At 51.9% G+C, this 22770-nt stretch carries 21 protein-coding genes and 2 tRNA genes; 3 read left to right on the top strand and 20 right to left on the bottom strand.

Annotated features, from left to right (window positions below):
* Positions 1-98: 98 nt before the first annotated feature.
* Positions 99-782 carry an outer membrane beta-barrel protein gene (locus H2508_RS03330; RefSeq protein ID WP_182168957.1) on the bottom strand — a complete coding sequence of 228 codons (684 nt, stop codon included), beginning with the start codon at positions 780-782 and terminating at the stop codon, positions 99-101.
* Between the two features lie 191 nt (positions 783-973).
* On the bottom strand, positions 974-1468 hold the full coding sequence (locus H2508_RS03325) for a thermonuclease family protein (protein ID WP_182168956.1): 495 nt from the start codon (positions 1466-1468) through the stop codon (positions 974-976).
* 160 nt (positions 1469-1628) lie between these two features.
* Here H2508_RS03325 and H2508_RS03320 point away from each other — a divergent pair, with 160 nt between their 5' ends.
* A complete protein-coding gene (locus H2508_RS03320) occupies positions 1629-2015 on the top strand; it encodes a hypothetical protein (RefSeq protein ID WP_182168955.1) in 387 nt (128 codons plus the stop codon).
* A gap of 69 nt (positions 2016-2084) precedes the next feature.
* Positions 2085-4595 carry a protein translocase subunit SecD gene (gene secD, locus H2508_RS03315; RefSeq protein WP_182168954.1) on the top strand — a complete coding sequence of 837 codons (2511 nt, stop codon included), beginning with the start codon at positions 2085-2087 and terminating at the stop codon, positions 4593-4595.
* A gap of 188 nt (positions 4596-4783) precedes the next feature.
* Here secD and H2508_RS03310 read toward each other — a convergent pair.
* From H2508_RS03310 to H2508_RS03255, 12 genes are all read right to left on the bottom strand, one after another.
* Positions 4784-4857, bottom strand: a tRNA-Cys gene (locus H2508_RS03310).
* Positions 4858-4923: 66 nt separating this feature from the next.
* Positions 4924-4999 (bottom strand) — tRNA-Gly (locus H2508_RS03305).
* Between the two features lie 101 nt (positions 5000-5100).
* On the bottom strand, positions 5101-5655 hold the full coding sequence (pgsA, locus tag H2508_RS03300; protein ID WP_182170739.1) for a CDP-diacylglycerol--glycerol-3-phosphate 3-phosphatidyltransferase: 555 nt from the start codon (positions 5653-5655) through the stop codon (positions 5101-5103).
* Positions 5656-5676: 21 nt separating this feature from the next.
* Positions 5677-7503: an excinuclease ABC subunit UvrC gene (uvrC, locus tag H2508_RS03295; RefSeq protein ID WP_182168953.1), complete on the bottom strand. Its 1827-nt coding sequence runs from the start codon at positions 7501-7503 to the stop codon at positions 5677-5679.
* Position 7504: 1 nt separating this feature from the next.
* Complete coding sequence (murB, locus tag H2508_RS03290) at positions 7505-8542, bottom strand: UDP-N-acetylmuramate dehydrogenase (protein WP_182168952.1); 1038 nt, start codon at positions 8540-8542, stop codon at positions 7505-7507.
* Positions 8526-9008: a low molecular weight protein-tyrosine-phosphatase gene (locus tag H2508_RS03285; RefSeq protein ID WP_182170736.1), complete on the bottom strand. Its 483-nt coding sequence runs from the start codon at positions 9006-9008 to the stop codon at positions 8526-8528. Before H2508_RS03285 ends, murB begins: the two co-directional genes overlap by 17 nt.
* A 10-nt stretch (positions 9009-9018) precedes the next feature.
* Entirely contained in the window at positions 9019-9777 is a 759-nt protein-coding gene (gene kdsB / locus H2508_RS03280; RefSeq protein ID WP_182168951.1) for a 3-deoxy-manno-octulosonate cytidylyltransferase, read from the bottom strand.
* A gap of 92 nt (positions 9778-9869) precedes the next feature.
* A complete protein-coding gene (gene lpxK / locus H2508_RS03275; protein ID WP_182168950.1) occupies positions 9870-10865 on the bottom strand; it encodes a tetraacyldisaccharide 4'-kinase in 996 nt (331 codons plus the stop codon).
* Positions 10865-12697, bottom strand: a complete 1833-nt coding sequence (gene msbA, locus H2508_RS03270; protein WP_182168949.1) for a lipid A export permease/ATP-binding protein MsbA — start codon at positions 12695-12697, stop codon at positions 10865-10867. Before msbA ends, lpxK begins: the two co-directional genes overlap by 1 nt.
* Positions 12698-12722: 25 nt before the next feature.
* The gene (locus H2508_RS03265) at positions 12723-13139 is read right to left on the bottom strand and encodes an ExbD/TolR family protein (protein WP_182168948.1); all 417 of its coding nucleotides are present in this window, start codon (positions 13137-13139) and stop codon (positions 12723-12725) included.
* Complete coding sequence (locus H2508_RS03260; protein ID WP_220463563.1) at positions 13136-13726, bottom strand: MotA/TolQ/ExbB proton channel family protein; 591 nt, start codon at positions 13724-13726, stop codon at positions 13136-13138. The genes H2508_RS03265 and H2508_RS03260 overlap by 4 nt, the downstream gene beginning before the upstream one ends.
* 105 nt (positions 13727-13831) lie before the next feature.
* On the bottom strand, positions 13832-16177 hold the full coding sequence (locus tag H2508_RS03255; protein ID WP_182168946.1) for a DNA internalization-related competence protein ComEC/Rec2: 2346 nt from the start codon (positions 16175-16177) through the stop codon (positions 13832-13834).
* 125 nt (positions 16178-16302) lie between these two features.
* Between H2508_RS03255 and H2508_RS03250 the strand changes: the two genes are divergently transcribed.
* Positions 16303-16851 carry a DUF2062 domain-containing protein gene (locus H2508_RS03250; protein WP_182168945.1) on the top strand — a complete coding sequence of 183 codons (549 nt, stop codon included), beginning with the start codon at positions 16303-16305 and terminating at the stop codon, positions 16849-16851.
* 105 nt (positions 16852-16956) lie between these two features.
* Here the strand turns inward: H2508_RS03250 and H2508_RS03245 are convergent, their stop codons facing one another.
* The 6 genes from H2508_RS03245 to nqrF all read right to left on the bottom strand — a co-directional run bounded on the left by H2508_RS03245 (position 16957) and on the right by nqrF (position 22761).
* Complete coding sequence (locus H2508_RS03245; RefSeq protein WP_182168944.1) at positions 16957-18207, bottom strand: FtsX-like permease family protein; 1251 nt, start codon at positions 18205-18207, stop codon at positions 16957-16959.
* On the bottom strand, positions 18204-18887 hold the full coding sequence (locus H2508_RS03240; RefSeq protein ID WP_182168943.1) for an ABC transporter ATP-binding protein: 684 nt from the start codon (positions 18885-18887) through the stop codon (positions 18204-18206). The genes H2508_RS03245 and H2508_RS03240 overlap by 4 nt, the downstream gene beginning before the upstream one ends.
* Positions 18880-20142, bottom strand: coding sequence for a lipoprotein-releasing ABC transporter permease subunit (locus tag H2508_RS03235; protein WP_182168942.1), 1263 nt, complete (start codon positions 20140-20142; stop codon positions 18880-18882). The genes H2508_RS03240 and H2508_RS03235 overlap by 8 nt, the downstream gene beginning before the upstream one ends.
* 84 nt (positions 20143-20226) lie before the next feature.
* Positions 20227-20463 carry a (Na+)-NQR maturation NqrM gene (nqrM, locus tag H2508_RS03230; protein WP_182168941.1) on the bottom strand — a complete coding sequence of 79 codons (237 nt, stop codon included), beginning with the start codon at positions 20461-20463 and terminating at the stop codon, positions 20227-20229.
* On the bottom strand, positions 20460-21446 hold the full coding sequence (locus H2508_RS03225) for an FAD:protein FMN transferase (RefSeq protein WP_182168940.1): 987 nt from the start codon (positions 21444-21446) through the stop codon (positions 20460-20462). Before H2508_RS03225 ends, nqrM begins: the two co-directional genes overlap by 4 nt.
* Positions 21447-21537: 91 nt before the next feature.
* Entirely contained in the window at positions 21538-22761 is a 1224-nt protein-coding gene (gene nqrF / locus H2508_RS03220; RefSeq protein ID WP_182168939.1) for an NADH:ubiquinone reductase (Na(+)-transporting) subunit F, read from the bottom strand.
* Positions 22762-22770: the final 9 nt, after the last annotated feature.

Here is a 22770-nt window from a genome sequence, read left to right as displayed (position 1 = left end):
TACTTAGCCTGAGTTGAGCAGAGCAGCAAGTCAATATGAGCTACAAGCAAACAACAACCAGCAAACTAAAAAGCTTGCTCGGTGAAGATACTCATACCTTATAGGCGGTACTTAAAACCAATGCTGAAGCGGTCGTAATCTGACTCTCCTAGATCGCGTGTACCAAGATCAAAAATCCGAGAATACTCCGCAGTGATTGCCCACAGTTCATTCACGTCGTACTGCATGCCAAGGCCTAAGTGGAAATCTTCGTCTGTCTCATCATCCTTAAAGCTTTCTGAAACTCCTAAACCAGGCAGTGAGACCTTAGCCTTAAGATCCATGTCTGAGACCATCACCCCGCCTTTGACATAGCCACTCAAGCTATCGCTAAATGGGTAAGAGCCAATGGCTGAAAGAGAAATCGCCTGAACCTCATGACTAAGTGAAATTTTAGTATGCTCTGTCGCAACACCATCACTTATAGTGCCCCTAGCCTTGTACTCGAACTCACCGAGATCAACATAGGCAAGCTCGAGCGCAAAATAGCGGTTAAATTGGTAGCCGGCACCGACACTAAAGGTAAAATCTGAATCATCAAGACTTGACCTGCCGTCAAAAACAGCAATGCCAAAATCGGCAAAGCCCCCCACCAGCATCGCGTCCACATCAGACTTACTTGCCACATCCCTAGCTTTACCATAACCGAGATCTGTCAGTAGATAAAAACCTGAGTCAGCTGTCTGAGCATATGAACCCACTGAAGCTGTCAGCACCGCAAGGGCAAGAGTTTTCTTAAACATTCAGCAATTCCTTAAACAAGTTTGATGACTTAGGTAAAGGCAAGTTTCGCCGCTTACTTAACTATAAAAAAGCAGCTATCACTACAGGTTAGCTAATAACGCTGGGCTTTGAAATGCCAAAAAAACAGCATTATTTCTGCACTTACCAGCAGTAATGATGAATGAGGAGCGCATCAAGTCTGTAAAGCTACTTATGGGGCCGCATTCTCTGCGTCAGACCACAGCCCCCACTGTCGCTTTCTAGCCTCTTCTTCAGCTGAAGGATAGCGGCCGCCCTCCTCGGCTGAGAGCAGTTTTGCATGAGAGGGATTCCAGCGTGCCATCCCGGCCAACAACTGGGCGTGATTCACATCAAGGGTCTTGCCACAGGAAGCACAATCCGCCGGCTCCACCCAGACCTTAGCCATCAGCAAAGCCGGAGCTTTCTTGCGCACCGACTCGATCAAAACCTCTCTGCCAAGTACTAGCGAATTAAGGCGCGCTCTCGACTCATCGCCATAGGGCTGCCCCACTTCTGGTGCAAGGACACCAAGCAAGCACACAGTTTGCCGAGTCCTGCTCTGATCAAGGACTTCGACGCAATCACCGGCATCAACCGCTACCACCTCTGCTATAAAGTCTGGCAGCGTTGCTTTGGGCAGGCTCAAAATACCTATGAGTAAGGCGATCAAGATGAGTTGATGCATGGTTATAAATCCACTACCTGGGGTTTTAGAGGGCTGGTTTTAGTAAATACTAGTAAGAGGCTAAGCACCTAGACAAGATATTTCTCTTACCAGCTATAAAAGCATGATCGCTTAGGTTACTCTGATACTGAAGCACAACTTAGCTCTTTGAGATTGCAGCGTGTCTAACACTCATTGCCGTTTAGATGGCGGGCCTGCCCGATTGCCACTTGTAGTGACGCCACTACTGGCATTGCTGCTTATTTTTCTCAGTTCCCTTAGCTATCAGCAGTCTTATTTTCCCCAGTCAAAGCATGGCTTTGATGGCGAGCCCAGTAGTCTGGCTCTGCTCAATCATCAGCAATCGATCAGGCTTATCAATGCTCGTTTGCAGAGCAACAACTCAGCTGATGATCATTCTGATTTTCCTGATTTATGGCATCAGGGCTCCCTGCTCTTATTCGCTGAGCTTAGCGCGGCCTCGGGCGCGATTACTGCCTATGCGCCAGCGCTCAGATCATTCGTCCTATTTCTGAGCCCACAGCTGCGCGCACCTCCTCTCGTTTAACTCCCCCTATAGCTATGGCTGTGCATTTGGCAGTCATCTTGGATAGTTAAATTTCTTTGAGGATTTTCAATGAAATCACTTCGATCACGGGCTGTTATCTACAGCCTGGTAGTTGTGCTCGGCTTACTGAGCGCATTGCCGAACCTTCTTCCCAGTCACTTATTGAGCAAATTGCCCCTTTGGTACCAAGAAAACACGCTGTCCCTAGGTTTAGACCTTCGGGGTGGCTCACACTTACTCTTAGAAGTAGATAGCCAAGAACTATTTGAAAGTGAATACCTTGCACTGAGTACAGAACTTAGCAGAGCTCTTCGCGAGAAAGGTATTCGTTTTGAGGCCGCCCAAAGTAAGAGTCAGGGGCTTGAGCTACAAGTTATGCAAGCTGAACGATTGCCTGAGGCACTCAACATTGCGCGCAATGTAATTCAATCGGAAGCGGATGGCATCAGGCGCTTTAATCTCAGCTCCAGCGCTAACAAGCTTATTATAACGATGACTGATACTTGGCAGAGCCGTATTGCTCAAGATGCGGTCGAGAAAAGCCTTGAGGTTGTCAGAAGAAGGCTCGATGAAACGGGCTTAGTAGAACCCAGCATCACTCGCCAGGGCAGCGACGGCATTCTAGTGCAGATGCCGGGCGTGGCAGACCCGAGCGAGATCCGTGACTTACTCGGCACCACGGCCAAAATGACCTTTCAGTGGGTCGCCCGCCCGACATCTCAAGCTCAGGCAACGATCACCCTAGCAGGGGCTGATGAGGACCGGCTCTATCGCTTAGAAAAACATATTGCTATGACCGGGGAACATATCCGTGATGCGCGTATGGCCTTTAACCCTGAGAGCAATCAGCCAGTCGTCACTTTCAAACTAGATGACCAAGGAGCGCGAATATTTGGCAATATGACCCGAGACAATATTGGCCGGGCCCTAGCCATTGTGCTCGATGGAAAGGTACTGACAGCTCCAGTCATTCGCAGTGCTATTGGAGCCAGCGGAGAAATCAGTGGCGCTTTTAGCACTGCAGAAGCCAGTAAGTTAGCCCTACTGCTCCGCGCCGGTGCCTTGCCCGCCCCCTTACAGGTTGTAGAAGAACGCAGTGTTGGCCCCGACCTGGGCAGTGATGCCATTGCTATGGGGCTCAGTACGGGTCTGCTAGGTGCAGCTTTAGTTTTCGCCTTCATGCTAGGCCTCTACGGGCGCTGGGGACTCATTGCCTGTGTAGGACTGCTACTAAATATAGGCTTAATCTTTGGTGTTTTGAGCTGTCTTGGCGCAACGCTAACGCTGCCAGGCATTGCCGGGATCATCCTTACTATCGGTATCGCGGTTGATGCCAATATCCTGATTAATGAGCGGATACGGGAAGAATCGCGCCAGGGTAAAGCAGCCTTCCTAGCTCTCCAAGAGGGTTTTGGCAAAGCTTACCGAACTATTATCGACTCCAACCTTACTACCTTGATTGCAGTGAGCTTACTATTCCTCTTTGGTAGTGGCCCAGTCCGCGGTTTTGCCGTCACTATTGGTATCGGCTTAGTGACCTCGCTATTTACCGCAATTGCTATCACTCGCCTAACCATGGAGTGGCTGATCCGTGATCGCAAACGGGAGCCTTTGATAATTTCAGGGCTTGCTTTTGTTGATCGACTAAGTGAGCAAGGCCTGAACTTCATGCGAGGGCGCGTGCTAGGCCTCTGTGCCTCGGCAGTACTATCCATTGCGGCAGTGGTTTTATTTGTGCAGCCTGGGCTCAAGTACGGCGTTGATTTTACCGGTGGTACTGTCGTTGAAGTACAGGCTTCAAGCCTTAGCGTGGAGCAACTGCGAAGCTCGCTGGAGAGTCACCATTTAAATAATGCAGCTATCCAAGAAGTAGGCACTGAGGGCCGCTTTCTCATCCGTCTAGCAACAGCACAGGATGGCTCAGAAAGTTCGGTCGTCATGCTCAAGAAAGCAGTCAGCTCCATAGAGCCAAGTGCAGAATTCCCTAAAGTGGACATGGTCGGGCCGAAGGTGAGCGGAGGTTTCAGCGATGCCACGATTTTAGCAATTATACTCGCCGGCGCCGGCATGCTCGCCTACCTATGGCTGCGATTTGAATCGCATTTCGCTTGGGCAGCGACAGTGACAATTGCATTAGACCTGACCAAAACGATCGGCTTTTTCGCACTATCAGGGCTTGAATTCAACCTGACGGCTGTTGCTGCGCTACTGGCTTTGATGGGCTACTCGGTGAACGACAAAGTGGTTGTATTTGATCGAATCCGTGAAAATATGCGATTAACACCACAAAAACCAATGCTAGAACTTTTAAACGAAAGCATTTCTTCAACCTTAACTCGCACCGTATTTACCTCGCTAACCACTATTTTGGCGCTTCTGCCGATGGCGATTGCCGGTGGAGCGGCAGTTTCGAGCTTTGCTATACCCATGCTTTTCGCTGTAGTTATTGGCACCAGTTCATCAATCTTTATTGCATCACCAATTCTCTACTACCTAGGACTACGCCGGCAGCGAAAGGGGCTGGCCCAATTAAGACCAACAGCAGAGGAAATTCAACGGGAGCTAGCACTACTCCCCTAAATAGCCTCATGTCTTGGCAGCTATAGTCACCGCGTATTCGGGCGCTAATACTGAGCATAAGCTGCCAAGACAAGCTAGAGCCTGCGCTAAGATCGCAATTTTTTTAACTAATGGACTAAGACCAATCTCGTCACCAATAAAGGCGTGATTGGTTTTGAAAAATTACTGATGTGCTAACAAATAAATAATGGAGGCTCGGGCCGGAATCGAACCGGCGTACACGGAGTTGCAGTCCGCTGCATAACCACTCTACCACCGAGCCTTTAAGAGATGGAGAACTGAGAACTTGTTCTCTACCGAACCAGAGCAAGATGTTGCATCTGGAAATTGGAGCGGGAAACCGGGTTCGAACCGGCGACCTCAACCTTGGCAAGGTTGCGCTCTACCAACTGAGCTATTCCCGCAAACACGCTTCACTGGGTGAAGGCCGACTATTGTATGAATTACGCCGCAACAGTCAAGGATAAAGTCAGAATATTTTTATAACTGGCTGATATTTCTGAATTTATTGCCCACGAATCACATCTCGTGCGGCGCGAAGATAGATGATCATCGACCATAAAGTCAAGACCGCTGCGCTGTAGAGCATTAAATAGGACAGTGCCAGTAACCAGCCCTCGTCCGTTGCGGGATCGACTGCCAGCAAACCAATAATGGCCAACATCTGAAAAGTGGTTTTTATTTTACCTATGTAAGAGACAGCAACGGAAGTACGCTGACCGAGCTCAGCCATCCATTCACGCAGAGCTGAGATAACTATTTCGCGACCAATGATTACGCAGGCTGCCAAAGTAAAAATCATGGTGTCGTGGCGCTCCACCAATAACACCAAGGCTACCGACACCATTAATTTATCAGCTACTGGGTCTAAAAAGGCACCAAAACTGGTCATTTGGCCAAGTCGTCGCGCCAGGTAACCATCAAACCAGTCGGTGATAGCAGCAACCGTGAAAATACCGGCAGCAACTAATAAATGATGCTGGAACGGCAAATAAAACACCACAACCAGTACGGGGATAAGCACTATCCGCATCATGGTTAGCGCATTGGGTACGTTAATCGTCAAGCCATATCTCCTTAACTAATCTGCGCTGCCATGCAGATGGTCATATATTTGTTGCGCCAGTGTGGCACTGATACCAGTGATTTTCTTTAGCTCATCCACGCTGGCATTTTTTACCCCTTGCGCACTACCAAAATGTCGCAACAATTCACGACGACGCTTAGCCCCGACGCCGGGAATACCCTCAAGTAAGGACTGTTTACGGGTCTTATCACGACGCGCTCGGTGTCCGGTAATGGCAAAACGGTGCGCCTCGTCTCGAATATACTGTATTAAGTGTAAAGCGGCACTGTCACCTGGCAATTGTTGCTCGCGACCGCTGTCACCCATTACGAGGGTTTCAAAACCCGCTTTGCGAGTATGCCCTTTGGCAACACCCACTACCATAACACCCTTGATCTGCAAGTCTTCTAGTACCGACATGGCCTGGGACACCTGCCCCTTGCCGCCGTCGATAAAGAGAATATCCGGTAAAGCCCCTTCCCCACTTTGCAAACGCTTGTAGCGCCGCTCCAGAGCCTGTTGCATAGCCGCGTAGTCGTCCCCCGCGGCAACACCCTCGATATTGAATTTACGGTAATCCGATTTGCGCGGGCCATTTTGATCAAAGACCACACAGGAGGCCACTGTCGCCTCACCTGAGCTGTGGCTAATATCAAAGCATTCCATGCGCTCAGGCAAGTCCGGCAGTTGCAGGACATCCTGCAGAGACTGAACGCGCTCTAAAGTGGATTGACGGCCCGCGAGATGGGCCACCAAGTTAGTTTGGGCTGTTTGCAGGGCCAACTGCAACCATCGGGCGCGGGTATCACGGACTCGCTGGCGAATTCGCACTTGTCTACCCGCCTCAGCGGAAAATGCTTCAATTAAGGTATCTACATCTTCCGGCAGTGCGTTAACGATAATATCCGCAGGAATCGGGCGACTAGCTGAGAGATAGTACTGGGGTAGAAAAGCCGCTAGGACTTCGCTGTCAGTCTCTTCCAACTTTAAGGGGGGATAATAGCTTTTACTGCCGAGCACTCGTGCATTGCGGACAAAAAGAACCTGTACACAAGCTCGGCCGCGATCGACGGCAGCCGCTAATATATCGAGATCACCACTACTGCCCTCAATACCTTGGGTGGCCTGCACGTGCTGGAGCTGACCTAGCTGATCGCGATAGATCGCTGCCTTTTCATACTCTAAAGCCGCCGCGGCCTGCTCCATGTCATCAGCTAGGCGCACCATCAGCTCATTGGACTTCCCGTTAAGGAACAATCGAGTGTTTTCGACTTGTTCAGCATAATCTTCCGGGCTGACCAAATTGACACAAGGCGCGGTGCAGCGATCGATTTGATGTTGCAGGCAAGGCCGGGAACGATTTCGAAAATAACTGTCCTCGCACTGGCGCACCTTGAATACTTTCTGTAGAAAATGCAGTGAATCGCGCACTGCAGCGGCGCTGGGGTAAGGCCCGAAGTAACTGCCTTTACGGCGCTTTGGCCCACGGTGCATGCTTAAGCGCGGATATTTATCCTCGGTAGAAAGAAAGATATAAGGGTAAGATTTGTCATCTCGCAGCAGGATGTTATAGGGCGGCCGGTGGGACTTAATCAGATTATGTTCTAGCAGCAGTGCATCCACTTCGGTGGATGTCACTGTCACCTGAATGTCCTGTATACGGCTCACTAGAGCCATGGTTTTAGTGCTCAAACCACTAGCGCGAAAATAGCTACCCACTCGATTGCGCAGGTTTTTAGCTTTACCAACGTAGAGCAACTCACCATCAGCATCATACATCTGATAAATGCCAGGGCGCGTGGTTAAGCGCTGCACGAAGGATTTGTGATCGAAGCTCTCCAAACTAAGGGCTTCCTGTTTCTGCGCCGTATACCCGCGGCTCAATCTCTAGCCTAATTCCAAAGCGCTGCTCTACTGACTTTACGATATTCGCAGCTAAATTGAGTATGCACTTGCCATCTTTAGCGGAGTAATTAACCAAGACTAAAGCGTGCCCCGGGTGGACTCCGACCCCCTCACTTTTCTTACCTTTCCAGCCACAGTGCTCAATTAACCAAGCCGCGGGGACTTTTGCGCCGCCATCTAGCAAGGGATAACTAGGCATCTGTGGAAACTGCTGCTGTAGTCTCAGAAACTGCGAGGCATCAAGTTGTGGATTTTTAAAAAAACTTCCGGCATTGGCTTCGATTGCCGGATCGGGTAATTTCGATCGCCGCAGTGCGACCACAGCGCTAAATATCTCTAATGGTGTGGGCTCACATAAGCCGCGCTCTTGCAAAGCAGCTTGCAGTGCCGGGTAGCTAAGCTCGGCAGAGGCCTGTCGGGAAAGCCGCAGGTCTACCGCGGTAATCAGTACTTTGTCACGCAGTGCTTGTTTAAAAATGCTGTCTCGGTAACTGAAGCAACATTCCTTGGCACTTAAGGAAAAGCGCTCAGCGCTAACAAGATCGATGCCGTGAACAGCAGAGACAAAACGCTCTAATTCGACCCCATAAGCACCAATATTTTGTATCGGCGCGGCGCCAACTGTACCGGGAATGAGAGCTAGATTTTCTAAGCCATAGTAGCCTTGCTGCAAAGTCCACTGCACCAATTGATGCCAATTTTCACCTGCCTGCACACGCAGCAAGACGTCCTGCTCACTCTGCTTGAGCAGTTCCCGACCTTGGGTGGCAAGTTGTAGCACGCTAAGGTCCAAATCACCGGCAAGTACAATGTTACTCCCCTCACCTAAGGGTAATACTGCAAGGCCCTCTGCCCTGGCCCAGTCTAAGGCCTGGCTAATTTGCGCATCGCTGCTGGGCCGGACAAAAGCCTTAGCAGTGGCGTGTAGAGCGAGAGTGTTGCTGCCAGCTAGGGGGAAATTAGTTTCCAGGTGCATTCAAAATATCACTTAGCAAGCCGGCGCTGGCCTGTTCTACCAAGTCCAGCACATGGCTAAAACCCTCGTGCTCGCCATAGTAAGGGTCAGGTACTTCCCGCTCGGCAAGTTCGGGGGCGAAATCTAAGAATAAAGCGAGCCGACCGCTAAAATCAGCGGGCTGCATGGCTTTTAAATCAGCCAAGTTACTGCTATCCATGGCGATAATGTAATCAAAATCTTTAAAATCACTGGCCTCGACTTGCCGAGCACGCAAGGAGCTCAGATCATAGCCGCGCTTCTTCGCTTCAGCCACAGTGCGAGGATCTGGCCCCTTACCACTATGCCAGTCGGCCGTTCCGCAAGAGTCCACAGTGATCTGATCGCCGAGCCCTCGCTCCATCACTAATTGCTCAAATACGCCATGAGCGGTGGGCGAGCGACAAATATTTCCCAGGCAAACAAAGAGTACAGTGGTTGGTGACAGACTCAATTTACTACTCCTTAAACAAAGCTTGCAGCCGTGCTAAATCCGCCGGAGTATCAACGCCGGCAGGCACATTCTCACAGGCTGTGCTCACATGAATAATTTCGCCATGATACAAGGCGCGTAACTGTTCTAACTGCTCCAGCTGTTCCAGTGGCGCGGGCGACCAAGTGATGTAACGCTGTAAAAAACCGCAGCGATAAGCATAGATGCCGATATGGCGAAACCAATGTTGGCCCGCGGGCATCGTCTTATCAACAGCGCTAAACTGCTCTCGGGGCCAGGGTATCGGCGCACGGCTAAAATACAGTGCCCTGCCTCGCTCATCCGCAACAACTTTTACCGCATTGGGGTCCATGAGGACCTCGACAGAGTCAATCGGCTCACACAGTGTCGCAATAGATGCGTCTCTATGCTGTTGTAGATTGGCAGCCACCTGATTAATTACTGCAGGGGGTATCAATGGCTCGTCACCCTGCACATTGACCACTATTTGATCCTGCTCGAAGGCCATCATGCTGACCACTTGCTGCAAGCGGTCAGTCCCCGAAGGGTGCTCGCTATCAGTGAGACAGACCTCAGCGCCAAAAGACTCAGCATGTGAATAAATGCGCTGGTCATCTGTGGCGATAATCACCCGCTGAGCGTCACTTTTTTTAGCCTGCTGCCACACGCGCTGAATCATAGCTAAGCCGCCGATTTCCAGCAAAGGCTTACCGGGTAATCGGCTTGACCCAAAGCGGGCCGGAATAACAACAGTGAAGGACATGGACTCTCTCTTAAAAACTTGCGGTGGATTCCCAGTGAAACAGGAATAAAATAATCAATCGCGCCATATATTAACCATGCACTAGGCCCAGCTCAGCCTTTCTGCTCAGGAAGTAAACCCCGCACTGCTTGGCAAAGTGACTCCGGTAGGCGCGCATCTATGCGTAAAAACCAAGCTTGAGCGATGAGTTCCTGCGCTAAGTGCTGACATTTTACCGCGTCCTTTTCAGTCATGATAATTGGGTGATCCTGCAAGGCCTCTAGCTCAGCCGCTTGATACAGATGATGATCGGGGAAGCGCCGCTCAATCAGCTCAAAACCCGCAGAGCGCAAGCTGCTAAAAAACTGCTCCGGCTGACCAATCCCTGCCACAGCATAGACTTTGGATGCTATCGACTGCTGGCTAAATGCCAGGCTGCGCTGATCAGCTAAATTAACTAGCGCTCCTGGCATATATTGCACACCATTATCTGCAGAGCTACTACCGCGATAGAGGACAACATCCACCGTTGATAGGCGCTGCGCAGACTCCCGCAAAGGCCCAGCAGGTAGGCACATGGCATTGCCAACACGCCGCTCATTGTCCAGCACAGCTATTTCAAAGTCGCGCTGCAAAGCATAATGCTGCAGGCCGTCGTCAGAGATAATAATATCGGGACTAAAGCGGCGCTCTAACTCAGCTACCGCTGCTGCCCGATTAGGGGCTACCACACAAGGAGCTCCGGTGCGCTTGTATATGAGTAGTGGTTCATCTCCCGCCTGTTCAGCGGTACTGGATTGGCTCAGGACATGTGGGGTCTTGCCCACTTTGGCACCGTAACCACGACTGACAACTCCTGGGCGCAGGCCTGCCGCCTGCAAAGCTTCCAGTAGAGCAATGACGATAGGGGTTTTGCCGGTGCCACCGACAGTGATGTTGCCCACTATCACCACTGGTACCGAAGCCCGGTAACTACTGAGCCAGCCTCGGCGGTACAAGCTGCGTCGCAAATAAGTAATGGCGCGGAATAAAAACTCTAGAGGCCGCAGCAGCCATAACCAAGGAGCCTTAGCGTACCAAGCCCTCTCCAAGCGATGGGCCACAGACATTAATCGCTAAACTCCTGATGATAAAGCTGAGCATAGAGACCGTTTTGCTGCAGCAATTCGGCATGACTGCCCTTGGCAACAATACGCCCCTCATCCATCACCACAATGTGGTCGGCTCGCTCCACCGTCGATAGGCGGTGAGCGATGATCACTGTGGTGCGATCGGACATCACATTTTCCAAAGCGCGCTGGATACGGTGTTCAGACTCATTATCTAGGGCTGATGTCGCCTCATCTAAGATCAGAATGGGGGCATCTTTTAAAATTGCTCGGGCAATAGCGATGCGCTGACGCTGACCGCCACTCAAACCGCCACCATCATCACCGAGCATAGTGTCAAAGCCTTCGGGCAACTGCTCAATAAAGTGCTTTGCGTTGGCCAACTCCACCGCGGCCATCACGGTATCGCGATCGGTATCAGCCAAACAGCCATAAGCAATGTTGTTATACACCGTATCGTGAAACAGGGTCACATCCTGAGACACCATGGCCAGCTGCTGGCGCAGGTTGGCCAGTTGGTAGTCTGGCAAGGGCTTTCCGTCTAAAAGGATAGTGCCTTGCTCCACCGGATAAAAACGGGCCAGCAATTGCACGATGGTGCTTTTGCCGCTGCCAGAGCGCCCCACCAAAGCCACTGTGTCACCAGCAGGGATCTCAAGATTAATCTGCGACAAGACATTCTGCTCAGTACCTGGATAAGCAAAGCTAAGGTCGCGAAACTCAATGCGCCCCTCGGCTCGTTCAACTTGATAGCTGCCGTTGTCAATTTCAGACTCTTGATCGAGCTGATCGAAGATATCTTCACAAGCTGCCAAGCCGCGCTGAATGACGCTCTGTATACCACTGAGCTGACGAATCGGCTTGCCCAGCTGGCCAGCGGCGGTTAAAAAAGCGACCAGTGAACCGGCGCTGAAACCACTTAAAATACTAGGGTTTAAGGCGAACCACACCAGCGCAGCGAGGGCTGTGGCCAGCAAGGTTTGAATTACCGGAGTACTCAGTGCGTCAGCAAAAGCCAGTTTCAAACTCTGGTTAATATTGTATTCACTGGCACTGCGAAAGCGCTCACCCTGCTGAGCTTGGCCGCCAAAGAGCCGCACTTCTTTATAAGCGCCGATACTTTCGTTGCTCACCTGAGTGACATCGCCCATCGATGACTGGATACGCCGGCTATAGCGACGGAAGTGCTTGCCGACCACTGTCACAACCAAGGCAATCAGTGGAGCTACGGCAAAAAACACTAGGCACAAACGCCAGTTCAAGTAGAGCATGTAGCCCAGCAAAGCCACCACTGTGAGACCTTCACGCACAACGATCTTCAGTGCTTTAGTTGCTGCGCCAGTGACCTGCTCAACGTTGTAGGTAATCTTGGAGATCAACACGCCCTGGCTATAGGTGTCATAATAGGCGCTAGGAGCCTGAAGCATCTTGTCAAAGAGCTGGCAGCGCAGCTTGTGAACTAAATTGCGCGCGATGTGGTTCATAAAGTAGGTGCCGACAAAGAAGCCCATGGCCCGGGTCGATGCCAACACCACCATAGCGACCGGCACGGCAACCCGGGCAAACTCAAGCTTGCTCATATCGCCGATGTCCCAGACCCGATAGGCAAAGCCAGCCACAATGCCTGAGTCAGCTTGGTCGGAGTCATTGAGCGAATCGAGCAAAAACTGCATCAAGTCCGCCAGCAAGACGTTGCCCATCGAATAAATGATAAATCCGCCAAGACTGAAGGCAAATATGTACCAGTAAGGCAGCACATAGCTCATTAAACGACGATAGAGCTGCCAGTCATTTGCTTGTGGCTGCCGGCCGTGGCCGTGTTTACTTGCCATTAAAATCTCACTCTAATGCCGCAGGCTAATCTGCGGGTTGCTGTGTAGTAATACTCAAATGTATAAAGCCCATTTGCCCAGCGGCATCCATGGCTCGCACCACCGACTCATGTGAAGACTGCGCATCGGCAGTGATTAACATGGGCAGTGTGGTATCACCGGCAGCGATCTTGTAAATGGCCGCCTGCAGTGTGCGCAGGCGCTGATCCACTAATTTCTGGCCATTGACTCGGTAGCGGCCGGCTTCATCAATTAAGATTTCGACTTGCTTGTCATGGCTTTCCCGAGCAGAACCGGTCGCTTGCGGTAGATCTATGCTCAATTGGGTTTCACGCGTAAAAGTGGTTGAAACCATAAAAAATATGAGCAGAAGAAATACCACGTCAATCAGTGGTGTCAGGTTGAGCCCTAGGTCTTCTTGAGCTCGGCGACGAAACTTCAACTGCGCACATCCTGAAATTCGCTGTCATGCAAAGCATTGACCAATTTGATGGTCTCCTGTTCCAGGCCCACAACAATGCCGTCAATGCGACCACTAAAATAGCGGTGCATAACCAGTGCAGGAATTGCCACACAGAGACCGGCGGCTGTTGTAATCAAGGCTTCAGAAATACCGCCTGCCAGAGCACTGGCATTGCCCGTACCCTGAGCCATGATCTCGGCAAATACCTTGATCATGCCTACAACCGTGCCAAGTAGGCCTAACAAGGGCGCGATAGCAGCGATCGTACCCAAAGTATTTAAATAGCGCTCGAGGTCGTGAACCACATGACTGGCCGCCTCCTCGATACTCTCTTTCATCACTTCACGGCCATGGCGAGCATTACTTAAGCCCGCCGCGAGAATACAGCCTAGAGGCGATGACTCTTTGAGAGCTTTGATTTTCGCGGCATTCAGTTCACCCGCTTTGAGCTGTTTCCACACCGTAGCTAGCAGGTGTGGTGGAACAATTTTTTTCGGATTCAGTGTATACAGTCGCTCTATACAAATTGCCACTGCCAGCACCGAAGAAAACAGGATTAGCAGCATTAGCCAACCCCCGGCCGTCACTAATTCAAGCACACCTAGGCCCCATCACATAAATAATGGGCCCATTATACGCATAGCGCTAGATGGGGAGAAACTAAGGCAGCACTACATCCAATAAAAGCGCCGCAAGTGGCGGTGTTTAATGACTTGCGGGGGAAAGTCTGCTGCAAAGATTAACTCTATGGCGCCCTGCTCTGCGGTTGAATGTAGCTCTGCTCCAATTTGCCGACTACGACGCAAGACCTCCGGGTGCGGGTGCCCAAAGCGATTGGCATAGCCATGGCTAAACACTATGTGCTGTGGCTGGACTGTTTTCAGCCACGCGTAAGCGCTCGACGAAGCACTGCCGTGATGGGCTGCTAACAACCAATCACTGCGCAAATCCTCGCCCCAATAGCGCACTAATGCCCGCTCTCGATCGACATCAATATCACCCGCAAGCAATATGCCTCGATCAGCAATGTGGATCTGCAAAACACAGGAGCCGTTATTGCGACTCAAGCCGCGCTCATTGGCTGGGGCCAAAACACGAAATCTGACCGAGCTGCCGGGCCACTGCCAGGCAGAACCCGCTCGGCAGGCTTGCTGAGGAAAGCTATGGAGCGGTTCTATGCCGGTTTTTAAGGCTGCAACCGGCACTCGATCCATTAGATCTAGGAGGCCTGCACTATGGTCACTATCGGCGTGACTGACAATCAAGGTGTCGAGTTTGGCAATACCCCGTTCACGCAATAGCGGGATAATAACGCTCTCGGCAACTGTGTAATTGCCTGGCACGCCACCTCCGGTGTCATACAACAAGGCATGGTGCTTGTTATACAACAACACCGCATTGCCCTGCCCCACATCAATAAATAGTAAGTGAACAGCTTCATCATTTGCCAGTCGAGCCTGCCGCGGCATGATCACTAAGGGCAGCAAAAAGACCGGCAGTAATAAGCGCATACGCCAGTTATTGGGAAGCGCAGCCATCGCGACCGCAGCCAAGCCAATGCAGGCGGCCAGTGGCCCAGGGCTGAGATTTCGATAGAGCCATTGTGGTTGTGCACTATCGAGCGCATATGCCGCTGGAATTAAGTATTCTAAGGGCCATGCAGCCCACAGCCAGAGTGTCTGCGCAGCTGCCAAGCCAGCCAGAGATAGTGCCGTGGCGCAGAGGGCCAGCGGCACCACATAAAAGCCCAATAAGGGCACCAGCAACAAGTTAGACGGCGCTGCGAGCTGACTAAAGCCACCGAACCACCACGCGCATAAAGGGAGCATTGCCAAGGCCATATAGCCATGGGTCGCAGCCGCCTGCCACCAAAGTCGAGTCTGGCTTTGCCATAGCGCCAGCCAGAGTAAGCAGGCCACTGCAGCAAAGGACAGCCAGAAGCCACTGCTGAGCCCTGCTAAAGGATTAACAATCAGCAACAGCGCTGCTGCTAGCAATAAATTGCGCCAAGATCCGGCGGCGCGAGCACACAAGCTTGCCACTACAACACAAGCCAACATAGTAAGCGCGCGCACTGTGGCCAAACTAAAGCCCGCTAGAGCGGTATAAGCCGTGGCTAAGAGTAAAGCCAAGACACTGGGAAAGATAAGTGCACTGCGCTGGTAGCCCATTAACAAGAGGGGCAGCGCCAGTACTCGCCCTAGAGCAAAGCCCACCAGGGCCACTAAGCCAATATGCAGGCCAGAAATAACTAAGAGGTGATTGACGCCAAAATGCTGGCATAGGCGCCACAAACTGCTATCGATGCCACTGCGGTCTGCCACAGTCACTGCTTGTAGTACCGCCCGTGATTCGGGTGTTAACTCCAGGGCGGCTATTTTGGCCGTAATACCTGCTCTGACGCGGTGGTGAAAATTTGCCAACGACAGGCTAGATGGTAGTTTTACTGCCGTAGCTTTGCGAACACTGCCTGTGGCATGGATACCACTGCTGGCGAACCAAGACTGCATATTAAAGGAGCCAGGATTGACCATACCCCAAGGCCTTTTAAGGCGCAGTTCAAATTGCCAGCGCTCACCGGGCAGCAAGTCGGCATCGCCGTAATAAGCTAGCAGCAGACGTTTCGGAGCACTGCAGTAAGCGGGACTTAAGTGTTCCACCGCAAACTCAAAACGCTGCTGGCGCTGTTGCTCTCTAAACACAGTGACACGTGGCAGTGAGATGATGCGCCCTTGGACCTGCAGCAGGCTGCGCACGCAGTCCTGCGGTAGTTGATGGCTCAGTAATTGAGTGCCATGCAGCACGCCCATTAATAAACCCAAGCTTAAGCCAGTGATAAAAGAGCAGGCGACTAGATAAGGGGCGGCCCACTGTTCGGCCTTGATAGCTATTCGGCCGAGCCAGCAGCACAGCACTGAGCCCAGAGCTGCCAATACCGCCCATGGCAGCGATGGCAGTTCACTGAGCCAAGCACTGATTAAGAGCCCAAGGGCTAAGCTAGCTAAGCAAACTTGCATCTGTATGAATGGATGAAATTAAGGGGCATAATAGGCGTCCATGTCGGCTGTTAAACACGATTCGCTATCGTGATAACAGTCAAACACTTGCCGCACTGAGATCACACGTCCATTTCAACCAACTGATGCCCAAGCATACCCTGAAACAATTGGTGCCCTCCCCTGCACGCATACGTGAGATCAAAGCATTAGGTGTGCTTGGGGAATGGATTTATGAGTCGAATTTGTGGCACATCAACCGCTATTCAGCCTCTATGGCTTTTTTTGTCGGCCTGTTTGTTGCCTTTGTTCCCCTTCCCGGGCAGATGGTAATCGCCGCGCTACTGGCTATCCTATTGCGCTGTAATTTGCCGATCTCTATCAGCCTAATCTGGGTGACTAACCCACTGACCATGCCACCAATTTTTTATATGGCCTACAAAGTCGGCGCCTTATTAATTGATGTGCCAGTGCAATCGGTGGAGTTTGATCTTAGCTGGGAATGGCTCTCCAGCAACTTGCTCGCCATTTGGGAACCGTTTCTACTGGGCTGCCTGATTTGTGGCTTATTTTTTGGCTCCATGGGCTATTTTATCATCAGCATGCTGTGGCGCTGGCGCGTGGTATCCATGTGGAAAGTCCGCGCTGCAAAACGCAAGGCGCGCACTACAGGGCATGCCAATGAAGGCAAATAACGGCTACAGCAAGGTTGACTCAATCAGCCCTGCACACTGTGATGGCAAGCAGCCAAGGCTCATAATACAGTCCGCTACATCGCTAAGACTTAAAGAGCATGCTACTTAGCTGATTTCCTGATTCAGAATCTGCGCTGGCGCCAAGCCTGCTGCACGGCGTGCGGGGTAAATTGCCGCTAAGACACACATAGCAAAAGCCACTCCCCCCACTATCAGTACATCGCTAGCCAAGACATCAACTGGCAGAAAAGACACTGGATAGACATCTGTACTTAAGAAGCGTAAATTGAGTAAGTGCTCCAAAGCCGCGACGGCACTGGGCACCAGAAGACTGCTGAGCACACCTAAAGTGCAACCCACTGCGACACCGACAAGGCCAATCAAGCCCCCTTGCAGAACAAAAATCCATGCAATGTCAGTACTGGAAGCACCCAGTGTACGCAAAATGGCGATATCGCCTTGCTTGTCAAAGACCACTAGAACCAGCGATGACACCACGTTGAATGCCGCCACGCCGATAATGGAAAACAGCAAAATAGAAACCAAATCGCGAGATAGTTGAATCGCCGCATAGAGGTTGCCGTGGGTTTGCATCCAGTTGCTGGCATAAAAGCCTGGCGGCAGCTCCTGAACCAATTCCCAAGCAATGCGGGTAACAGAAAAAATATCACTAACACTGAGCTGCAGCCCACTCACAGCACCATGTAAACCAGCAATCTCTGATGCCTGCTCAATGTGCACTATGGCGGTGATCTGATCGAGTTCAGTGCCGGTATCAAGAATCGCGGAGAGCGTGGTTGTGGCAAAACGAGCTGACTGCGCACTACCTGGGCGCTCAAGAGATGGCGCAATGACAGTGAGACTGTCGCCGACTTGTGCTGATAGGTTTTCCGCCACGGCTCTGCCAAGGATCAAACCATTGGGATCTTGGCGAAAGCGCTCCAGCTCTGTGGCATTGAGAGCTGCGAGTAAGCCTTGCTGGGGCTCTGCCGTAGCCCCCACGGCTAAACCTAAGCCTCGGGTAGTCTCTATTTCATTGCCGCGGAGAAATAAGGCGTCAAACTGAACAAAAGGCTGCGCTGTGAGTACTTCTGGCTGCTGCAGCAAGTGCTGGGCCATCGTTGGCCAATCTTCTAAGCCCTGATAAGACAATAGCGACACATGGGGCACTAGGGACAAAATCCGTTCGCGCATTTCTTTATCAAAACCATTCATCACGGACAACACCGTAATCAACAGTGTGATGGCCAAAATAAGCCCCAAAGTGGAGAGCATCGACAGGAAGGTCGAGAGATGCCCCTTGCCAAAGGCGAAGCTATAGCGCCATGCCACGCGCACTAACTCGCCACTTGTCACTGGGACAGCTCCAATAAGCGGCCATGCTGTAGTTCTAGGGTGCGGTGCATACGCGCTGCAATTGCCGGATCATGGGTAACCACAACAAAAGACGCCCGCTCCTGCCCCAGCTCATCAATAAGGGCTAAGAGTTGCTCGGCGGATTTGGGATCGAGGTTGCCTGTAGGTTCATCCATTAGCACGCAGTCGGGGCGAGTCACCAAGGAGCGAGCAATAGCCACCCGCTGGCGCTCTCCACCCGAGAGCTGGCCTGGGCGATGGCTCAGGCGGTGCCCCATGCCCACCCGCTCTAACATAGCATCGGCACTGGCGAGGGCCTGCTTGCGACTAGTGCCGCCAATTAACAATGGCATAGCCACATTTTCACGGGCATCGAATTCAGGCAGCAAGTGGTGAAACTGATAGACAAAGCCTAAACGCTCATTGCGCAGGCGGCAGCGCTCGGCTTCAGAGAGCTGCGCCATATCTTGGCCAGACATGACCACACGGCCAGAGCTGGGCTCATCGAGCCCACCCAAGAGATTGAGCAAGGTTGACTTGCCAGAGCCCGAGGCACCAATAATGGCCACTCGCTCGCCCGGGCGTAAATGAAACTCCACATTATCAAGCACCTGCACGCTGCGATCGCCGTCGCGATACACTCGGCTCAGTCCCTCACACAGCAACACCGCTTCACTCATAGCGCAAGACCTCAGCTGGTGCGATGTGGGCCGCCCGCCAGGCGGGGTACAAGGTAGCGATCAAACTCAGCAGGAATGAAGCAAAGACCACCGTCACAACATCACTCCACTGTAGCTGTGAAGGCAACTCACTAATGAAATATACGCTTGGATCGAACAATTTCACTCCCAATAATTGCTCAAAGAAACGAGTCACCTCGGCGATATAACTGGCTAAGAGCACGCCGACAGCGCAGCCCAAGGCAATACCCACACCCGCCAAGCCAAGGCCATGGGCTACGAAGATGGCCATCACACCACCTGCTCTTGCACCCATGGTGCGCAGCACCGCGATATCTCGACGCTTTTCAGCCACCGACATGACCAAGGTTGACACAATATTGAAGGCCGCCACCGCAACCACGCTGAGCAATAGGAGACTGACCATTATCTTTTCCATCTTCACCGCGCGAAACAGTGAACCCTGGGTCTGGCTCCAATCGCGTACGCTAAGACCTGCTGGGAGAGTGCTGGCGAGTGCATTGAGGGTTTGCGGCGCGCTAAACAAATCCTTAGTTTTAAGCTGTAAACCCGCCACTCGATCACCGCCGCCAAAGAGCTTTTGACCAGTGCGCAAAGATACATACGCTTGGTAGGAATCAGGCTCAGCACCCACTTCGAACAATGCCACCACCACTAAGCGCTTACTGCGCGGGAACAGCCCTAATGGACTCACCGTGAGACGAGGAATGGTCACTTCCAGACGGTCCCCAAGGCCGACGCCCAGTACTCGAGCGAGACTGGCTCCAAGCACGACGGAGAACGGCGTCTCAGTCAACTCATCTAGGGAGCCAAGGATGATCGACTCTGGCATGCGTGAAACTTCTGCTTCACTTTGTGGATCGATGGCAGTCAAGACCCCACCACGTAATAGGTGACGACCGCCGAATATGACTTTATCGCTGATATAGGGTGATACAGCTAGCACAGCAGGCGCCTGCTTAAGATCAGCGGCGAGCTGACGCCAATCACTTATGCCCGGGCCGTTTGACTCGACATAACCATGTGGCACAAGGGATAAAATACGATGGCGCAACTCAGCTGAAAAGCCGTTCATCACTGACAGTACAGTGATCAAACTGGCCACGCCGATAACCATGCCGAGCATCGACATCAAGGCAATTAAGCTAGTGAAACGATTGCGTTTACGGCTAAAGCTATAGCGCAGCCCAACAAAAAGCGCGTAATGATCAAGTAAGCCCCGAACTGAGCGCAAAGCCTCGCGTCCTTATCTAATACCAGTGGCAGCGTGATAGCGTTTTACAGTGAATCGCTACAGAGAGCGCAAGCAAAGCGGAGCTTATTGCTTGTCGGCCGAATAAAACTGTGGGGCTGGTTGTGGCTCGCTACTGTCCATCGCTTCTTCACTATCACAGCGCTGGGGGTCACCACCGCAGATCTCACAGGACTGAGTAATGCCCGTGGCGCCTATACCGCCGCAGGAGCCTTTAATTGGCTGTCGGCCGGCCAAGACTCCCACCGACATAGCGGTGATAACTAAAGCAAAAATCACTACAGTGATAAGAAATACTGTCATGGGAGCCTCTCGGGGACACTCTGCCCCTCAGTTGTAGAAGATTCGTTAGCTGGTAGATAAGGCAGCATTGCCTCGCTGTAAGTAGCGATCAATTCATCGCCCTGTCTACGAATCAAATATACCGCCAAGTTGTGCGCATTAGCCAGCAACAACGCTTGCTTGCCACCCAGTACATCCAGTGCTGTCGCCCAAGCATCGGCTTCTAAGGCGCTGTCAGCGAGAACAGTCACCGACACCAAGTCATGGGCTACCGGATAGCCTGTGCGCGGGTCAATACTGTGAGAATAGCGCTGCCCGTCGACCTCAAAATAATTGCGGTAGTCACCCGAGGTGGCCACTGCAATATTGCTGAGCGCCAAGGTGACTTGTGGCGCACGAGCACCCGCTACCGGCCGCTCTACCGCTATCCGCCAGCTGTCACCGCGGGGACTGTTGCCAGCCAAACGCATCTCACCACCTACTTCGACCAGAAAGTCGCTGATTTGTTGCGTTAATAAATAATTGGCTAATTGATCAACCCCATAGCCTTTGGCAATGGAGGAAAAATCAAGACTGACGGGCGCCTGCTTAGCGAGCCGCTGCTGATCTTTATCGACTAGCAAGTGCTGCTGGCCGATCGCTGCAAGTTGTAGCGCGATCTCTTCTTGCGCTGGCACACCATTGACCGGGCCATCAGGGCCAAAGCCCCAGAGATTGACCAGCGGGCCTACGGTCACATCATAAGCACCCTCGCTGAGTTCGCCGATGCGCAGGGCCTCACTGAGCACGCGATAAAAATGCTCAGAAAGTGCTTGCCACTGTCCTACAGGCAGGCGATTAAAGCGGCTGATCTCCGAGTCATCCTGGTAGGTAGACATACTCGCGTTAACCGCATCCAAAGCAGCTTGCAGCTCTCGCTCTACAGTCTCGGGCGATGGGCCACCTTCAGCTGCCAGATAAGTCACACTCCATGTGGTGCCCATGGTGTGGCCATCAAGGCGCACAATGTCCTGAGAGTCAGCACTGCAGGCCTGCAGAAAGACACAAGAGGCAAATAGAATACAAAAAAGCCACCCCGAAGAGTGGCTTTTAGGCTTATCCGCCGAAATCATCGAGCATAATATTTTCAGGCTCAACACCAAGATCCGTTAACATCTGGATCACCGCAGCGTTCATCATCGGAGGCCCACACATGTAGTACTCACAGTCCTCAGGTGCCGGGTGGTCCTTGAGGTACTCTTCATAGAGTACGTTGTGAATAAAGCCTGTCAGACCATCCCAATTATCTTCTGGCTGGGGATCAGACAGCGCCACGTGCCACTCAAAGTTGTCATTTTCTTCAGCCAACTTATCGTATTCATCCTGATAGAACATTTCGCGCATTGAACGGGCGCCGTACCAGAAAGAAATTTTACGCTTACTATTGAGGCGCTTAAGCTGATCGAAGAGGTGCGAGCGCATCGGGGCCATACCTGCACCACCACCGATGAACACCATCTCGGCATCGGTATCTTTAGCGAAGAAGTCACCAAAGGGACCGTAGACCGTTACCTTATCGCCTGGCTTGAGGTTGAAAACCCAAGAAGACATTTGCCCAGCGGGGATCCCTTCGCTGCCAGGAGGCGGCGTCGCGATACGGATATTGAATTTAACAATACCCTTCTCTTCTGGGTAGTTGGCCATGGAGTAAGCCCGAACAACTGGCTCCTTAACCTCAGACTGTATTTTAAAGAAGCCAAAGCGCTCCCAGTCGCCACGGTACTCTTCTTCAATATCAAAGTCTTCGTACTTCACTACGTGTGGCGGGCACTCTAGCTGCACATAACCACCGGCACGGAAATCGACGTTTTCACCTTCTGGTAGACGCAAGGTCAGCTCTTTAATAAAGGTCGCCACGTTGGGGTTGGACTCAACGGTACACTCCCACTGTTTCACACCGAAGACTTCTTCGGGAACCTCAATCTTCATGTCCTGCTTGACTGAGGTCTGACAGCTCAGACGCCAACCTTCATTGGCTTCGCGACGAGTAAAATGCCCTTCTTCAGTTGGCAGCATAGAACCGCCGCCTTCATTAATAATGCACTTACACTGCGCACAGGTACCGCCACCGCCACAAGCAGAAGGTAAAAACAGGCCTGTTTCAGAAAGCGTCTGTAGCAGTTTACCACCGGCTGGGACGGTAATAGTTTTTTCACCGTTAATCTCGATGCTCACGTCACCAGTGCTAACTAGCCGTGAACGGGCAAAGAGGATAACGGCTACCAGCGTCAGCACGATCGCAGTGAACATGCTTACGCCTAGAACAATTGTCATATCCATAGTGATCCC

It is taken from the genome of Sediminihaliea albiluteola, assembly GCF_014077625.1.
GTDB classification, from domain to species: Bacteria; Pseudomonadota; Gammaproteobacteria; order Pseudomonadales; family Halieaceae; genus Sediminihaliea; species Sediminihaliea albiluteola.
Note: the sequence above shows the minus strand (reverse complement) of the source record. Positions and strands in the feature narration are given on the sequence as shown.

What these genes read in the sequence shown, in the direction of transcription:
- H2508_RS03330 (WP_182168957.1), bottom strand. Translation starts at nt 782, where the DNA reads ATGTTTAAGAAAACTCTTGCCCTTGCGGTGCTGACAGCTTCAGTGGGT.
- H2508_RS03325 (WP_182168956.1), bottom strand. Translation starts at nt 1,468, where the DNA reads ATGCATCAACTCATCTTGATCGCCTTACTCATAGGTATTTTGAGCCTG.
- secD (WP_182168954.1), top strand. Translation starts at nt 2,085, where the DNA reads ATGAAATCACTTCGATCACGGGCTGTTATCTACAGCCTGGTAGTTGTG.
- murB (WP_182168952.1), bottom strand. Translation starts at nt 8,542, where the DNA reads ATGCACCTGGAAACTAATTTCCCCCTAGCTGGCAGCAACACTCTCGCT.
- kdsB (WP_182168951.1), bottom strand. Translation starts at nt 9,777, where the DNA reads ATGTCCTTCACTGTTGTTATTCCGGCCCGCTTTGGGTCAAGCCGATTA.
- lpxK (WP_182168950.1), bottom strand. Translation starts at nt 10,865, where the DNA reads ATGTCTGTGGCCCATCGCTTGGAGAGGGCTTGGTACGCTAAGGCTCCT.
- msbA (WP_182168949.1), bottom strand. Translation starts at nt 12,697, where the DNA reads ATGGCAAGTAAACACGGCCACGGCCGGCAGCCACAAGCAAATGACTGG.
- H2508_RS03260 (WP_220463563.1), bottom strand. Translation starts at nt 13,726, where the DNA reads ATGCTGCTAATCCTGTTTTCTTCGGTGCTGGCAGTGGCAATTTGTATA.
- H2508_RS03255 (WP_182168946.1), bottom strand. Translation starts at nt 16,177, where the DNA reads ATGCAAGTTTGCTTAGCTAGCTTAGCCCTTGGGCTCTTAATCAGTGCT.
- H2508_RS03250 (WP_182168945.1), top strand. Translation starts at nt 16,303, where the DNA reads ATGCCCAAGCATACCCTGAAACAATTGGTGCCCTCCCCTGCACGCATA.
- H2508_RS03240 (WP_182168943.1), bottom strand. Translation starts at nt 18,887, where the DNA reads ATGAGTGAAGCGGTGTTGCTGTGTGAGGGACTGAGCCGAGTGTATCGC.
- nqrM (WP_182168941.1), bottom strand. Translation starts at nt 20,463, where the DNA reads ATGACAGTATTTCTTATCACTGTAGTGATTTTTGCTTTAGTTATCACC.
- nqrF (WP_182168939.1), bottom strand. Translation starts at nt 22,761, where the DNA reads ATGGATATGACAATTGTTCTAGGCGTAAGCATGTTCACTGCGATCGTG.